Below are 14347 nucleotides of genomic sequence, written 5' to 3' on the forward strand. Positions count from 1 at the left end.
ATGAGTGGCATGCCTTCCACCGCCCGCCACGCCGTGGCCGCCACACCCTGCTTCGACCTGCGCGGTGTGCAGGTCCACCTGGGCCCCGCGTCGCGCCTGCAGGCTCTCACCGACATCTTCCTGCGCATCGGGGAAGGCGAGCGCGTGGCGCTGGTGGGTGCCAACGGCAGTGGCAAGAGCACGCTGCTGCGCACGCTGCACGGCCTGCAGCGCCCCAGCACCGGCGAGCTGCACACGCCGGCCCACCAGCGCGTGGCCATGCTGTTCCAGCGACCGCACATGCTGCGCATGAGCGCGCGGCGCAACATCCAGCTCGGCCTGTGGCTGCGCGGCGTGCCCGCGCGGCAGACCCGGGCGCTGGCCCTGCAGGCGCTGGAGCGCGTGGAGATGGGCCATCTGGCCGAGCGCAACGCCCGCGCCCTGTCGGGTGGCCAGCAGCAGCGCCTGGCGCTCGCGCGTGCCTGGGCGCTGCGCCCGGCCGTCTGGTTGCTCGACGAATCCACGGCGAGCCTGGACCCGCACGCCAAGCGCGAGGTGGAAGCGCTCATCGCCGAGTTCACCGCCGCCGGCCAGCGCGATGTGGACGGCCAGCCCACCGGGCGGCCGACCACGCTGGTTTTCAGCAGCCACAACCTGGGCCAGGTCAAGCGCCTGGCCAGCCGCGTCGTGTATCTCGAGCAAGGCCGCCTGCTGGCGGATCTGCCGGTGAAGGATTTTTTCAACCACGATCTCCTGCGGTCCCTCTGCCCGCAGGCCCATTTGTTTGTCCAAGGAGAAAGCCTGTGAAAAGCACCTTCCGCCAACTCACCCTCGCCGCTGTGCTCGGCACCGCCGGCCTGCTCGCCAGTGCGGGCGCCTTCGCGCAGAGCATCGTGGTGGCGTCCACCACGTCGACCGAACAGTCGGGCCTGTTCTCCTTCCTGCTGCCCGAGTTCAAGAAGGCCAGCGGCATCGACGTGAAGGTGGTGGCGCTGGGCACCGGCCAGGCCATCGACATGGCGCGCCGGGGCGATGCGGACGTGCTGTTCGTGCACGACAAGGTGGCCGAAGAGAAGTTCGTCGCCGACGGTTTCTCCGCCAAGCGCCAGGAGGTCATGTACAACGACTTCGTGCTCATCGGCCCCAAGGCCGATGCAGCGAAGACCAAGGGCGACGACATCGTGGCGGCACTGAAGAAGATCGCCACGGCCAACGCCGAATTCATCTCGCGTGGCGACAAGAGCGGCACGCACGCGGCCGAGCTGCGCTTCTGGAAGATGACCGACACCGACGCCAACAAGGGCACGGGCTACAAGGAATGCGGTTGCGGCATGGGCCCGGCGCTCAACATCGCGGCCAGCAGCGGCGGCTATGTGCTGTCGGACCGCGGCACCTGGCTCAACTTCAAGAACCGCGCCGATCTCGCGGTGCTGGTGGAGGGCGACAAGCGCCTGTTCAACCAGTACGGCGTGATGCTGGTGAGCGCCGCCAGGCACCCGCAGGTCAAGACCGCTGAAGGCCAGAAGTTCATCGACTGGGTCACCGGCCCGGCCGGCCAGGCGGCCATTGCCAGCTACAGGATTGGTGGCGAGCAGCTGTTCTTCCCGAATGCGGCGAAATAGTGCCTACCCCCGTTGCTCGCTCACTGCGTGTAGCCGCATCCCCCCTTCAGGGGGCAACACCTGCGGCCCGCCGGAGCCGTTTCCGCGGTGCCTCTGGAAAGGGGCTGCTGCTGGGGGCACTGACGGGTTGCCTGCTGTTGCTTTCGGCTTGCGCCACACCCCAGAATGCACCCATGAATGAACCGGTTCAGGTCTATGCCGCCGGCAGCCTGCGCGAGGTGCTCACCGAAATCGCGCGCGACCACGAAACGCGCACCGGGCAGAAGATCGCGCTGACGTTCGGTGCCTCGGGCCTGCTGCGCGAGCGCATCGAGAAAGGCGAGGGCGCGATGGTGTTCGCTTCCGCAGACACCCAGCACCCCCAGCGCCTGGCCGCCGCGGGTGACTGGGCACCGCACACCGTGTTCGTGCGCAACAGCCTGTGCGCGCTGACACAGGCGAACGTGAACGCCACGCCGCAGAACCTGCTGGACACCATGCTCAACCCGGCGGTGAAGCTGGGCACGTCCACGCCCAAGGCCGACCCCTCGGGCGACTACGCGTGGGAACTGTTCCGCAAGGCCGAGGGCGTGCGTGCCGGCGCCTACGCGGCGCTCGACGCCAAGGCGCTCAAGCTCACTGGCGGCCCCGATTCGCCCAAGCCGCCGGCTGGCCGGGGCACCTACGCCTGGGTGATGGAACAGGGCCAGGCCGATGTTTTCCTGACGTACTGCACCAACGCCGTGGCCTCGCAGAAGGAAGTGCCGCGCCTGAAGCTGGTGCAGGTGCCCACCGAACTGCAGGTGGGCGCGGCGTATGGCCTCACGGTGCGACAAGGCGCGCCCGCGGAGGCCCATGCGTTTGCCAAGGCCTTGCTCGCCCCGCCTGCGCAGGCCACGTTCGCGCGCTACGGCTTTGGAACACCCTGAGCACGCTCTGCTGCGCCGGCGCGATCTGCTGATCGCCGCCGGTGCTGCCGCCTGCCTGCCCTCGTGGGCACAACAGACGCGCAGCGTCACCGACGGCACCAACAGGCGCGTGAGCGTGCCAGCGCGGGTGCAGCGCATCTTTCCGGCCGGTCCGCCGGCGGCCATCTGGCTCTACACGCTCGCGCCCGACGCGCTCATCGGCTGGCCGCGTGCCAACCGCGGCCCCGAACTCGAATTCCTGCTGCCCGGCATCGGCAACCGGCCTGAAGTGGGGCGGCTCACCGGCCGCGGCAACACCACCAACCTCGAACAGCTGCTGGCCAGCAAGCCGGACCTGATCGTCGACGCCGGCTCCACGCGCCAGACCTTCGTCGAACTGGCCGACCGGGTGCAGGCGCAGACCGGCATTCCCTACGCGCTGCTCGATGGAAGGCTGGATGCCACGGCGCAGGGCTACACGCTGCTGGGCGAACTCACCGGCCGCACCGAACGGGCCGCACAGCTCGCGCGCTACACCGCCGACACGCTGCGCACCGTGCGCGAACGCGTCGCGCGCGCCACCTCGCCACCGCGCGTGTACTACGCGCGAGGCCCCGAGGGGCTGGAGACCGGGCTGGGCGGCTCCATCAACGTCGAGATGTTCGAGGCCATGGGCATCCGCCACGTGGCCGCCGGCCTGCAGGGCGGGCTGGCCACGCTGTCGATCGAACAGGTGCTCGCCTGGGACCCGGAAGTCATCGTCACCATCGACCAGACCTTCGCGCAGACCGTGCACAACAACCCGCTGTGGCGAAGCGTGAGCGCGGTGAAGAGCGGGCGCGTGCACCTCTCGCCCAAGCTGCCCTTCGGCTGGATCGACTTTCCGCCCAGCGTGAACCGCCTGCCGGGCCTGTGGTGGCTGGGTAGCAAGGTGTTTCCCGCGCTGTTCCCCGAAGACCTGGGCACGCTCACGCGCGATTTCTACAAGCTCTTCTACCAGGTCGACCTCACGCCTGCGCAGGTGCAGCGCGTGCTGGCGGGCCGGGACTGAACATGCGGGGCGGCGGCCTGTGGGCGGTGCTGGTGCTCGTCATGGGGGTGCTGCTGGCGCTCACGCAGGGCCGCATCGACATTCCCCTGTCCGACCTTGCACAGCTGGTGTGGTCGGTGCTGCAGGGCGCGCCCGCGCCAAACGAGCAGGTGCAGACCATCGTGTTCCAGGTGCGTGGCCCGCGTGTGCTGGCCGCCATCGCGGTGGGTGCGGCACTCGCGGTGGCCGGCGCGGCGTTCCAGGGGCTGTTCCGCAATCCCCTGGTATCGCCGGACATCCTCGGCGCCTCGGCCGGCGCGGCCCTGGGCGCGGTGCTCGGCATCTTCTTCTCGTTTGGTGTCTTCGGCATCCAGATGGCGGCGTTCGCCGGTGGGCTGATGGCGGTGGCGCTGGTCTACGGCGTGGGCTCCACCGTGCGCCATGGCGACCCGGTGCTGGTGCTGCTGCTGGCGGGCATCGTCATCGGCTCGCTGCTGGGCGCGGGCATCGGCATGGTGAAGGTGCTGGCCGATCCCTACAACCAGTTGCCCGCCATGACCTTCTGGCTGCTCGGCAGCCTGGCCGCGGCGCACGCGAACGACGTGCCGTCGCTGATCGTGCCGGTGGCGTTCGGCACCGTGGTGCTGTTGCTGCTGCGCTGGCGCATGGACGTGATGTCGCTGCCCGAGGAAGAGGCGCGCTCGCTCGGCGCGCGCACCACCGGCCTGCGGCTGCTGATCGTCGCGGCGGCCACGCTGGTGACGGCCGCGAGCGTGGCGGCGGCGGGCATCGTGGGCTGGATCGGGCTCGTGGTGCCGCACCTGGCGCGATTTCTCGTCGGCCCCTCGTTCGTGCGCTTGCTGCCCACCTCCGCCGTGCTGGGTGGCGGGTTGCTCCTGCTCATCGACACGCTGGCGCGCACGGCCGCCCCGGTGGAAATTCCCCTGGGCATCCTCACCGCGCTGATCGGCTCGCCGTTCTTCATCGTGCTGCTGCGGCGCGCCTCGAAGGGATGGACATGAGCGCCGCGTCGGCCCCAAAGGGCGAAGGTGTTCCTGGGACCGCCCTGCTCGAGGCCACCGATCTGGGCGTGGGCTATCCGGGCCGCTTGGTGGGCTCGGGCCTCTCGCTCTCGCTCACGGGTGGCGAGGTGCTCGCGCTGCTCGGCCCCAACGGCTGTGGCAAGACCACGCTGCTCAAGACCCTGCTGGGCCTGCTGCCCGCACTGGGCGGGGCGGTACAACTGCAAGGCCGCACGCTCGCTGCATGGCCGCTGGCCGAGCGCGCGCGCGTGCTGGCCTACGTGCCTCAGGGCCAGACCAGCACCTTCGGGTTCACGGCGCTGGAGATGGTGCTGATGGGGCGCACCGCCCACCTCGGCCTCCTCGCGCGGCCCGGCGCGAAAGACCGCGCCGTGGCGCACGAGGCACTGGCGCGGCTGGGCATTGCGCACCTCGCGGTGCGTTCGGTGCACGAGATCAGCGGTGGCGAACGCCAGCTGGTGCTGATCGCCCGCGCGCTCGCGCAGCAGCCGCACGCGGTGCTGCTCGACGAGCCCACCGCCAGCCTCGACTTCGGCAACCAGGGCTTGGTGATGCATGCCATCCGTGCGCTCGCGGCCCAGGGCCTCGCGGTGCTGTTCACCACGCACGACCCCAACCAGGCCCTGCGCTGTGCCGATCGCGCCATGCTCATGCGCGAAGGCCGCGTGATGGCCGAGGGCGCTGCCGGGCAGGTGATCGAGGCCGGCGCGCTGCGGGCGCTGTACGGCGCCGGTGTGTTGACGGTGCACGATGCGGCCGGTGGCCTGCCCGCGTTCCTGCCCGAGCCGGCGCCGGGGGCATCGCCGGCCGCGAATTCTTGATGATCTGTTAACGCGCTTGCCCTGTCATCGCACAGCGGCCATACTCGCCGAGCGCATGGTTTGTCCATGTTCCGCCTGCCATCAACGACAAGGAGTACCTTCATGGGATTTTTCAGCAACATTCTCGAAAAGCTCGGCATGTCGAAAGCCGCCGCGGCACCAGTGATCACGCCGCCGTCCGCACCCGCTGACGCCCCGGCACCGGCCGCTGCTCCAGCGCCCGCCGCCGCACCGGCGGTGGCCTCCATCACCATGGTCGACGTGATGGCCCTCATGGAGCAGAAAGCCAAGGCCAATCCGCAGAAGCTCAACTGGAAGACCTCCATTGTCGACCTGCTCAAGCTGCTGGAACTCGACAGCAGCCTGGAGGCGCGCAAGCAACTGGCCAAGGAGCTGTATTGCCCCGATGAGCTGATGAAGGACTCGGCCCAGATGAACATGTGGCTGCACAAGAACGTGCTGGCGCACATCGCGGCCAACGGCGGCAACGTGCCGAAGGAACTGTTCAGCTGATCGGCCGCTTTCGGCCTGGCACAACGCCCCGCTTGCGGGGCGTTGCCGTTTCTGCGGGGCTCAACCCGCGAGGTTGCGGAAGAGGTAGCGCGCCAGCGCGATCCAGAAATCCGGCCCCGAGTGCTGTTGCCAGATCACCGAAATGTCGGTGAAACCCTTGTGGAAGAGCATGGCCATGATGCCCACGAGGCCGGCGATGCCGATCACCTGCATGACGGTCTTCGAGCGTTCGCTGGCGTCTTTGCTCATCGGGCGATGATGGCACACCGCCTGTGCCGGTTTGGCACAGCCGCAGGGCGGCGTTGCGCGGCCCTGGAGCAATGTTCCGCCGGCGGGTGTTCTGTCGTGCAGCGATTTGCTGGCCATTTCCGGTGGCATGAAACTTGAGGTGAGGTGGGAACCTGCGCATGCAGGCCACTGCCATCCATGTCCACCCAGAGGAAGACAACATGCTCTACGCCGCACCCGGCGCCGCCGGCGCCAAGATCACCTACAAGCCCCAGTACGACAACTTCATTGGAGGCCGCTGGGTCCAGCCGGTGAAGGGCCAGTACTTCGACGTCATCACGCCGGTCAATGGCAAGGTGTACACGAAGGCCGCGCGTTCCACTGCCGAAGACATCGAGCTCGCGCTCGACGCGGCACACGCCGCCGCTGACAAGTGGGGCAAGACGGACGCCGCCACGCGCGCCAACGTGCTGCTGAAGATCGCCGACCGCATCGAGCAGAACCTGGAACTGCTGGCCTACGCCGAAACCGTGGACAACGGCAAGGCGATCCGCGAAACGCTGAATGCGGACATCCCGCTCACCATGGACCACTTCCGCTACTTCGCGGGCTGCCTGCGCGCGCAGGAAGGCGGCATCAGCGAGATCGATGAGAACACGATGGCGTACCACATCCACGAGCCGCTGGGCGTGGTGGGCCAGATCATCCCGTGGAACTTCCCCATCCTCATGGCGGCCTGGAAGCTCGCGCCCGCGCTGGGCGCGGGCAACGCGGTGGTGCTCAAGCCCGCCGAATCCACGCCCATCTCCATCCTGATTCTGGCCGAGCTCATCGCCGACCTGCTGCCCGCGGGTGTGCTCAACATCGTCAACGGCTATGGCCGCGAGGCTGGCATGCCGCTGGCCACCAGCAAGCGCATCGCCAAGATCGCCTTCACCGGCTCCACCACCACCGGCCGCGTGATCGCGCAGGCCGCCGCCAACAACCTGATTCCGGCCACGCTGGAACTCGGTGGCAAGTCGCCCAACATCTTCTTCGCCGACGTGATGGACAAGGACGACGCGTTCCTGGACAAGGCGATCGAAGGCCTGGTGCTATTCGCCTTCAACCAGGGTGAGGTGTGCACCTGCCCCAGCCGCGCGCTGATCCAGGAAAGCATCTACGACAGGTTCATGGAGCGCGTGCTCCAGCGCGTGGCCGCGATCAAGCACGCCAACCCGCTGGACACCGACAGCATGATGGGCGCACAGGCCAGCAAGGAACAGCTCACCAAGATCCTGTCGTACCTCGACCTGGGCAGGCAGGAAGGCGCGGAAGTGCTGGCCGGCGGTGGCCAGGCCGACCTGGGTGGTGACCTGTCGGGCGGCTACTACGTGCAGCCCACGCTGTTCAAGGGCCACAACAAGATGCGCATCTTCCAGGAAGAGATCTTCGGCCCTGTGCTGGCCGTGACCACCTTCAAGGACGAGGCCGAAGCGCTGGCCATTGCCAACGACACGCTGTACGGCCTGGGTGCCGGCGTGTGGAGTCGCAACGGCAACGTGGCCTACCGCATGGGCCGTGCCATCAAGGCCGGTCGCGTGTGGACCAACTGCTACCACGCGTACCCCGCGCACGCGGCCTTCGGCGGCTACAAGGAATCGGGCATCGGTCGCGAGACCCACAAGATGATGCTGGACCACTATCAGCAGACGAAGAACCTGCTGGTGAGCTATTCCGAAAACAAGCTGGGGTTCTTCTGATCCACCCCCGCGCCGCACCCGCGGCGCGTCACCCCCTCAAGGGGGCAACGCGTGCGGGCCGGTGAAGCCGGACCCGCCGCGTTCTTGTCGGGACATTTCGCTCCGGTAAGACCCAAGGAGATCTCTCATGGTTGAAAGAGTCATTGCCACGCCTGCGGCCGTGGAGCTGATCGAGCACCTCAAGCGCCTGCACGGCCCCGGCCTGATGTTCCACCAGAGCGGCGGCTGCTGCGACAACAGCGCGGCCAATTGCTACCTGCTCGGCGAGATCACCACCGGGGCGGGCGACGTCTACCTGGGTGACATCGGCGGCTGCCCGTTCTACATCGGCAAGGCGCAGTACCAGTACTGGCGCCACACACAACTCATCATCGACGTGATCGAAGGGCATGGCGGCACCTTCTCGCTGGAAGGCCCCGAGGGCAAGGCGTTCCACACGCGTTCGCGGGTGTTCACGGTGAAGGAAATGGCCGAGCTGGAAGCGCAGGAAACGCCGTGAAGCTGTACCGGGTGTTCCATTTCTGAACACTCTGGCCCGCCTGGGGCATGGCATGTTTCTTGTTGCATGCCCAGGTGAGACACAGAAGAAGACGGCGAGGGCACGTCCCCGCCGCCATACCGGAGACACACATGCCCCAGCGATTCACCGCCCCGATGCGGCCCTTGCGCGCCGCCCCCTGCCTGGCCGCCTTCCTGGCCCTCTCTGACGGGGCCCACGCGCAGATCCTGCAGGAGGTCGTCATCTCGGCCAGCGGCCAGGAGCAGCAAAGCTTCGACGCGCCCGCCGCGATCCAGGCCGTGGGGCAGGACGTGATCGAGTCCGCCGGACCGCGCGTGAACCTGTCGGAATCGCTCAACCGCGTGCCCGGCATCACAGTGCTGAACCGCCAGAACTACGCGCAAGACCTGCAGCTGTCCATCCGGGGTTCCGGCTCGCGCGCGCCGTTCGGCATACGGGGCGCCAGGCTCATCGTTGACGGCATTCCCGCCACCATGCCCGACGGGCAGGGCCAGGCCTCCACCATCAGCCTGGCGTCCGCCCGGCGCATCGAGGTGTTGCGCGGCCCGCTCGCGCAGCTGTACGGCAACTCGTCCGCCGGTGTGGTGCAGGTGTTCACGGCCGATGGACCCGCGCGCCCCGAGTTGCGCTTCAGCGTCGACGCGGGCGCCCAGGGCCTGAGGCGTTACGGGGTGCAGGCCGCCGGTCAGCAAGGCGGCGTGAACTACGTGGTGGACTACAGCGACTTCCGCACCGATGGCTGGCGCGCCAACAGCGCCGCCGAGCGCCGCCACCTCAACGCCAGGCTGCGCACCAGCGTCGGCGAAGACACACGCCTGACCGTGGTGGCCAACGTGTTCGACCAGCCCGTGTCGGGCGACCCTTTGGGCCTCACGCGCGCACAGATGCAGGCCAACCCGCGCCAGGCCGATGTGCGCTCCACCGACTACAAGGCCGGCAAGGATGTGTCGCAACGGCAGCTGGGCGTGGTGCTGGACCACCGGATCGATGGCGAGAGCGACTTCACCGCACGCGTGTACGCCGGGCAGCGCGACCTCGACAACCGCCTCTCGATTCCCCTGGCTGCGCAACTGCCCGCCACCTCCGCCGGCGGTGTGGTGCGGCTGGACCGTGACTACAGTGGCGCCGGCCTGCGCTACAGCCGCCGCGACGCGGTGGGGCTGGGGCAGGTGCGCTACAGCGTGGGGCTGGATGTGGAGCGCATGGGCGAACACCGGCAGGGCTTCATCAACAACTTCGGCGTGCAGGGCGCGCTCAAGCGCGATGAGGACGACACCGTGCAAAGCACCGGCCTGTACACGCAGGCCGACTGGCTCATCAACGAAGACTGGAGCGCCGTGGCCGGTCTGCGCGCCAGCCGCGTGGTCTTCCGCGTGAACGACTTCTTCATCCGCCCCGGCAACCCCGATGACAGCGGACGCGCCAGCTTCAGTGCCACCAACCCGGTGATCGGCCTCACGCGGCACTTCGGTGCAGACAGCAACCTGTACTTCAACATCGGGCGCGGTTTCGAAACGCCCACCTTTGCCGAGCTGGGTTACCGCGCGGGTGCCAGTGGCCCCAACCTCGCCCTGCGCGATGCGCGCAGCACCCTGGCCGAACTCGGCTTCAAGACCCGGCTCTCCGAGCGGCAGCGGCTGGACGTGGCGCTTTTCCACGTCGATACCCGCGACGAGATCGTCGTGGCTTCCAGCAGTGGTGGGCGCACCTTCTACACCAATGCGGGCAAGACGCGCCGCTCGGGCATCGAGCTGGCGCACAGCGCGCAGTGGACGCCGCAGTGGCGCACCCACCTGGCGCTCACCACGCTGAACGCGCGGTTTGTCGAGGCTTTCTCCAGCAGTGGCAGCACGGTGCCGCGCGGCAACCGCATTCCCGGCACGCCGCAGCGCACGCTGTTCGGCGAAGTCGTCTGGCAGCCGCAGATCTGGCCGGGCTTCACCGCCGCGCTGGAAATGGTGCACACCGGCCGCATGGCGGTGGACGACCTCAATTCCGACCGCACCGATGCGGCCACCGTGTTCCATGCGCGTCTGGGCTGGGAACAACGGGTGGGCGCCTGGCGATTCAAGCAATACGTGCGCATCGACAACATCGCCGACAAGGCCTACGTGGGTTCGGTCATTGCGAACGAGAGCAACCGCCGCTTTTTCGAACCGGCCCCTGGCCGGCAATGGGGGCTGGGCGCAAGCGCCAGCTATGCGTTCTGATGAACGCCCTGAACCACGTCTGGCGTTCGGCCTTCTGGCAGGTGGGCGAACGCCTGCGGCGCCGGCAGCTGCTCGGTGCCGGTGTGCTGATGGGCGCCCTGCCGTGGCACATGGCCTGGGGTGCTGGCGATCCCACCGAGGGCGACCCGCTGGGTTCCACGCAGTGGCCCGACATCCAACGCGCCTTCGTCGGAGCCGGCCCCGTGAGGTTCAGCGGGCAGGTCTCCGTGAAAGGCCCCGCGTTCGCGGACGACGCACTCAACGTGCCCGTGATGGTGGATGCCCGTGCGCTGGCCAGCGCGGGTGCGGCGGTGGCCCGCATCCGCGTGGTGGTCGACCGCAACCCGATCCGCCACGTGCTCGATTACGAGCCCTTGCTGTCGCTGCCCGTGCTGGCCTTTCGCCTGCGGCTGGAACAGGCCTCGCCCGTGCGCGCGCTGGTGCAGACGCAGGACGGGCGCTGGCACGCGGGCGGCACCTGGGTGCAGGCCGCAGGCGGAGGCTGCACCGTGCCCGGCGCCACGCGCGCCGACGGCAGCTGGAGCCAGACGCTCAACCAGGTGCAGGCGCGCTTCTTCAGCAGCGTGCTCGAAGGCAGCCGGCGGTTGCGCGTGCGCATCATGCACCCCATGGACACCGGGCTGGTGGCCGGCATCCCGGCCTTCCACCTGGAGCAACTCGAACTGCTCGATGCCACCGACCGCCCATGCTGGCGCCTCGTGCTGCACGAGCCCGTGTCCGAGAACCCGCTCATTACCTTCGAGCTGCCCCGGCAGCTCACCGGGCACTTCAGGCTCGTCGGTCGCGACAACAACGGCAACCGCATCGACGCGGCGGTGCCCGCATGAAGCCTTTGCTCTGCGTGCTCACCGCGACCCTCATCACCATGGCATCGCCACCGCTGCACCCCCAGCCCACGCAGGCCGCACCGCGCGCCGATGCGCAGCGGCTCGACTACCGACTGCAGGCGCGGCCTGTCGCACCCCGCACCTGGGTGATCGAAGGCGCCGTGGCCGACTTCGGCCGCGAGAACGGCTGCAACATCATCAACACCGCCTTCATCGCCACGGGTGCGGGCGTGGTCGTCATCAACACCGGCCCATCGCGCCGCTATGGCGAACAGCAGCGCCACCTGATCGAGCGCACCACCCGTGAACCCGTGGTTCAGGTGTTCAACCTCAACCTGCACCCCGACTACTTCCTGGGCAACCAGGCCTGGGCCGATCGCATCACCACCGCCTTGCCCGGCAGCATCGACGGCATGAAAGCCTCGGGCGACACCTACGCCGAGAACCTGTACCGCCTGTGCGGCGACTGGATGCAGGGCACCGAAGCCACACCCGCGCGCGCCGCCGCGCAGGCCGGCGTGCACACGCTGGGACAGCACCGGCTGGAACTCGTGCGTCTCGAGGGCCATACGCGCGACGACCTCGTGCTGATTGACCACAGCACCGGTGTGCTGTTCGCAGGCGGCCTCGTGTTCGCCGACCGCGTGCCCACCACGCCGAACGCCGATTTCGACCATTGGATCGCCAGCCTGGACCGGCTCGAGAGCCTGCTCGGGGTGGGGCACTTCCGCTGGGTGGTGCCCAGCCATGGGCCTGTGCATGAGGGCGGGCGGGGCATTGCACAGACGCGCGACTGGATCCGCTGGCTGACCGGGCACATGCGGGGCCACGCCGAGGTCGGCCTCGATCTGACCGAGGTGCTGAACATGCCCGTGCCCGCCCGTTTCGCGAACTGGGCCGCGCAACCCGCCGAACTGCACCGCACGCTGGCGCAGTGGTATCCGGTGTACGAACGCCGTGCACTGGGCGGACGTTGAACCGGCGGTGGTGTGTCGCAGCGTGTGGCGCCCTGGGCCTCGCGGTGTGTCATTCCTGAACAGATGTGGCCCCGAAAACGCGGGCACGGAGTTTGCGCCGAGCCCTTGCGCCGTTCCCCATTCCAACTTCATCGAGACAAACCGGACTGCCCCATGAGCCGATTCATCTTCTCCGCCTCCCTCGTCATCGCCCTGTCGGGCGCCACCACCCTGGCCCGCGCCGCCGACGTGAGCGCCGTCGCCGAACTGGCCAGGTCCAGTGGCTGCTACTCCTGCCATGCCAATGGCGAGAAAGTGGTGGGCCCTGCCTTCGCCGCCGTCGCGCAGAAGTACGCCGGCCAGAAAGACGCCACAGCCGACCTGGCCCAGTCGATCCAGAACGGATCGACGGGCAAGTGGGGCCGCATTCCCATGCCCGGGCACGCCAGCCTCCCGCCAGCGGATGTGAAGCGGCTGGCGGAGTGGGTGTTGACGGTCAAGCCCTGAAGCGCAGGACCCGTCCGGCAGGGCTGGGCGTCGCTACAGCAACCAGTGCCCTTGCTCGGGAGGGTCCTCGGGCCTGGGCGGCTCGTCGATCGACTCCTCTTCCTCGGCCAGCCGCCTGACGGTCAGCTCGCTCTCGCTCATCACTTCTTCGAACAACAGGCGGACGCGCAGCCTCGCGAGCTTTAGTGCTTCCAGTTGAGCCACGACGTTGTCGCGGTCGGATGGTGTGAGGTCGGCGGCCATCGCCCGGAAGGTCCGTTCGATGTCCGCCAGTTCCGCCTCTGCCGCTTTCCAGGCGTGGAATTTCGATGATGGGGTATCCATGCACTTACGATGCATGGGATGCGTGGCCGGGCCGGTAGGACAACGCGCCGTGTTCCTGACGGAGAGGACGAAGCCAGGCCGGTGTCGCCTCGAGAGGGTGCACCGTGTCCGCTAGTACCATTCGGGCTGCGCCAACGAATGAGCACTCATGTCGGTCACGGTCCTGCTCTTCCGGTTCACTGTCATGTTGTCATCGCCCGTGACGGTGGATGGCCGCTCCGAACCGCGCACCGTGGGCGCCACACCGCAAGCATGAGCACGACCCTGCGTTACGCTGCAACCCGTGTCCAGCGGCCACCGGTGCCGCGCGATCCGCATTCCACCCACCCGTCCGGGCCCCCGCCCAAGGAGCAGATTTCCGATGGAGCCGACACCTCACCTGCCGCATGCCCCGCTGCCCGCGTACTACCGCGACGAGGACGATCATGCGCAATACGTGCGCCGCATCTTCGACGAGACCGCCGTCGACTACGACCGGATCGAGCGCGCCATGGCGTTCGGCTCCGGCGGCTGGTACCGGCGGCAGGCCCTGGTCCGCGCGGGTCTTGCGGTCGGCGACAAGATCGTCGACGTGGGCATCGGTACGGGTCTGCTGGCGCGCCAGGCTTGCACGGTGATCGGTGAGCAGGGCCGGCTGATCGGTGTTGACCCGAGCCCCGGCATGCTGTCGCAGGTGGACCTGCCGGACGTTGAACTGCGGGCGGGCCGGGCAGAGTCGCTGCCGTGCGAAACGGGGGAGGCCGATTTCCTGAGCTTTGGTTATGCGTTTCGCCACGTCTCGGACGTGGACGCCGCGCTGCAGGAGTTCCACCGCGTTCTGCGGCCGGGCGGCCGCCTGCTGATCCTGGAGATCAGCCAGCCTTCAAGCCGCGTCTCGCGCGCCCTCGTGAAGTTCTACATGCGCCGCGTGGTGCCGGCGCTGGCGCGCGTCGTGGCCCGCGAGCGCAACAGCGCGGAGCTGTGGCGCTACTACTGGGACACCATCGAGGCCTGCATTCCGCCCGAGCGCATTCTGCAGGCGATGGAGCGCGCGGGCTTCCAGCAGGTCAAGCGCCACACCGAACTGGGCATCTTCTCGGAGTACACGGCCGTCCGGCCCTGACCGCGCACAGCCCGG

General features: G+C 68.4%; 16 protein-coding genes. 14 read left to right on the forward strand and 2 right to left on the reverse strand.

The annotated features are described in order from the left end of the window. From J2X09_RS17450 to J2X09_RS17480, 7 genes are all read left to right on the forward strand, one after another. Window positions 1-786, forward strand: coding sequence for an ATP-binding cassette domain-containing protein (locus tag J2X09_RS17450; protein WP_204732077.1), 786 nt, complete (start codon window positions 1-3; stop codon window positions 784-786). Next, window positions 783-1601 (forward strand): ABC transporter substrate-binding protein, encoded by an 819-nt coding sequence (locus J2X09_RS17455; RefSeq protein WP_204732076.1) that lies wholly within the window; start codon window positions 783-785, stop codon window positions 1599-1601. The genes J2X09_RS17450 and J2X09_RS17455 overlap by 4 nt, the downstream gene beginning before the upstream one ends. Before the next feature lie 173 nt (window positions 1602-1774). After that, window positions 1775-2509: a molybdate ABC transporter substrate-binding protein gene (locus J2X09_RS17460; protein WP_204732075.1), complete on the forward strand. Its 735-nt coding sequence runs from the start codon at window positions 1775-1777 to the stop codon at window positions 2507-2509. Further along, on the forward strand, window positions 2496-3539 hold the full coding sequence (locus J2X09_RS17465) for an iron ABC transporter substrate-binding protein (protein WP_310308891.1): 1044 nt from the start codon (window positions 2496-2498) through the stop codon (window positions 3537-3539). Before J2X09_RS17460 ends, J2X09_RS17465 begins: the two co-directional genes overlap by 14 nt. Window positions 3540-3541: 2 nt before the next feature. Then, window positions 3542-4540 carry a FecCD family ABC transporter permease gene (locus J2X09_RS17470; protein WP_204732073.1) on the forward strand — a complete coding sequence of 333 codons (999 nt, stop codon included), beginning with the start codon at window positions 3542-3544 and terminating at the stop codon, window positions 4538-4540. Next, window positions 4537-5382, forward strand: a complete 846-nt coding sequence (locus tag J2X09_RS17475) for an ABC transporter ATP-binding protein (protein WP_204732072.1) — start codon at window positions 4537-4539, stop codon at window positions 5380-5382. Before J2X09_RS17470 ends, J2X09_RS17475 begins: the two co-directional genes overlap by 4 nt. Window positions 5383-5484: 102 nt before the next feature. Continuing rightward, a complete protein-coding gene (locus J2X09_RS17480; protein WP_204732071.1) occupies window positions 5485-5895 on the forward strand; it encodes a DUF3597 domain-containing protein in 411 nt (136 codons plus the stop codon). A 60-nt stretch (window positions 5896-5955) separates the two neighbouring features. On the opposite strand, the gene J2X09_RS17485 is transcribed toward J2X09_RS17480, so the two are convergent. Then, window positions 5956-6144, reverse strand: coding sequence for a hypothetical protein (locus tag J2X09_RS17485; RefSeq protein ID WP_204732070.1), 189 nt, complete (start codon window positions 6142-6144; stop codon window positions 5956-5958). 200 nt (window positions 6145-6344) lie between these two features. Between J2X09_RS17485 and exaC the strand changes: the two genes are divergently transcribed. The 6 genes from exaC to J2X09_RS17515 all read left to right on the forward strand — a co-directional run bounded on the left by exaC (window position 6345) and on the right by J2X09_RS17515 (window position 12906). Beyond that, entirely contained in the window at window positions 6345-7865 is a 1521-nt protein-coding gene (exaC, locus tag J2X09_RS17490; RefSeq protein ID WP_204732518.1) for an acetaldehyde dehydrogenase ExaC, read from the forward strand. 127 nt (window positions 7866-7992) lie between these two features. Beyond that, the gene (locus J2X09_RS17495) at window positions 7993-8364 is read left to right on the forward strand and encodes a DUF779 domain-containing protein (RefSeq protein ID WP_204732069.1); all 372 of its coding nucleotides are present in this window, start codon (window positions 7993-7995) and stop codon (window positions 8362-8364) included. A gap of 131 nt (window positions 8365-8495) precedes the next feature. Further along, window positions 8496-10595 (forward strand): TonB-dependent receptor family protein, encoded by a 2100-nt coding sequence (locus tag J2X09_RS17500; protein ID WP_204732068.1) that lies wholly within the window; start codon window positions 8496-8498, stop codon window positions 10593-10595. After that, window positions 10595-11443, forward strand: a complete 849-nt coding sequence (locus tag J2X09_RS17505) for a quinoprotein dehydrogenase-associated SoxYZ-like carrier (RefSeq protein WP_310308894.1) — start codon at window positions 10595-10597, stop codon at window positions 11441-11443. Before J2X09_RS17500 ends, J2X09_RS17505 begins: the two co-directional genes overlap by 1 nt. Window positions 11444-11481: 38 nt before the next feature. Continuing rightward, a complete protein-coding gene (locus J2X09_RS17510; protein ID WP_374726517.1) occupies window positions 11482-12420 on the forward strand; it encodes a quinoprotein relay system zinc metallohydrolase 1 in 939 nt (312 codons plus the stop codon). 153 nt (window positions 12421-12573) lie between these two features. Further along, window positions 12574-12906: a c-type cytochrome gene (locus tag J2X09_RS17515; RefSeq protein ID WP_204732066.1), complete on the forward strand. Its 333-nt coding sequence runs from the start codon at window positions 12574-12576 to the stop codon at window positions 12904-12906. 33 nt (window positions 12907-12939) lie between these two features. Here the strand turns inward: J2X09_RS17515 and J2X09_RS17520 are convergent, their stop codons facing one another. Beyond that, on the reverse strand, window positions 12940-13230 hold the full coding sequence (locus tag J2X09_RS17520; protein WP_204732065.1) for a hypothetical protein: 291 nt from the start codon (window positions 13228-13230) through the stop codon (window positions 12940-12942). 361 nt (window positions 13231-13591) lie between these two features. Between J2X09_RS17520 and J2X09_RS17525 the strand changes: the two genes are divergently transcribed. Continuing rightward, window positions 13592-14332 (forward strand): class I SAM-dependent methyltransferase, encoded by a 741-nt coding sequence (locus tag J2X09_RS17525; RefSeq protein ID WP_204732064.1) that lies wholly within the window; start codon window positions 13592-13594, stop codon window positions 14330-14332. Window positions 14333-14347: the final 15 nt, after the last annotated feature.

The sequence above is a fragment of the Hydrogenophaga laconesensis genome, from assembly GCF_031457235.1.
Classification (GTDB): Bacteria; Pseudomonadota; Gammaproteobacteria; order Burkholderiales; family Burkholderiaceae_C; genus Hydrogenophaga; species Hydrogenophaga laconesensis.

Bases quoted from the DNA above. Each gene is read 5' to 3' on its own strand.
- J2X09_RS17525 (WP_204732064.1), top strand. From the start codon at position 13,592: ATGGAGCCGACACCTCACCTGCCGCATGCCCCGCTGCCCGCGTACTAC.
- J2X09_RS17515 (WP_204732066.1), top strand. From the start codon at position 12,574: ATGAGCCGATTCATCTTCTCCGCCTCCCTCGTCATCGCCCTGTCGGGC.
- J2X09_RS17500 (WP_204732068.1), top strand. From the start codon at position 8,496: ATGCCCCAGCGATTCACCGCCCCGATGCGGCCCTTGCGCGCCGCCCCC.
- J2X09_RS17475 (WP_204732072.1), top strand. From the start codon at position 4,537: ATGAGCGCCGCGTCGGCCCCAAAGGGCGAAGGTGTTCCTGGGACCGCC.
- J2X09_RS17510 (WP_374726517.1), top strand. From the start codon at position 11,482: ATGGCATCGCCACCGCTGCACCCCCAGCCCACGCAGGCCGCACCGCGC.
- J2X09_RS17505 (WP_310308894.1), top strand. From the start codon at position 10,595: ATGAACGCCCTGAACCACGTCTGGCGTTCGGCCTTCTGGCAGGTGGGC.
- J2X09_RS17520 (WP_204732065.1), bottom strand. From the start codon at position 13,230: ATGGATACCCCATCATCGAAATTCCACGCCTGGAAAGCGGCAGAGGCG.
- J2X09_RS17480 (WP_204732071.1), top strand. From the start codon at position 5,485: ATGGGATTTTTCAGCAACATTCTCGAAAAGCTCGGCATGTCGAAAGCC.
- exaC (WP_204732518.1), top strand. From the start codon at position 6,345: ATGCTCTACGCCGCACCCGGCGCCGCCGGCGCCAAGATCACCTACAAG.
- J2X09_RS17485 (WP_204732070.1), bottom strand. From the start codon at position 6,144: ATGAGCAAAGACGCCAGCGAACGCTCGAAGACCGTCATGCAGGTGATC.
- J2X09_RS17450 (WP_204732077.1), top strand. From the start codon at position 1: ATGAGTGGCATGCCTTCCACCGCCCGCCACGCCGTGGCCGCCACACCC.
- J2X09_RS17470 (WP_204732073.1), top strand. From the start codon at position 3,542: ATGCGGGGCGGCGGCCTGTGGGCGGTGCTGGTGCTCGTCATGGGGGTG.
- J2X09_RS17495 (WP_204732069.1), top strand. From the start codon at position 7,993: ATGGTTGAAAGAGTCATTGCCACGCCTGCGGCCGTGGAGCTGATCGAG.
- J2X09_RS17460 (WP_204732075.1), top strand. From the start codon at position 1,775: ATGAATGAACCGGTTCAGGTCTATGCCGCCGGCAGCCTGCGCGAGGTG.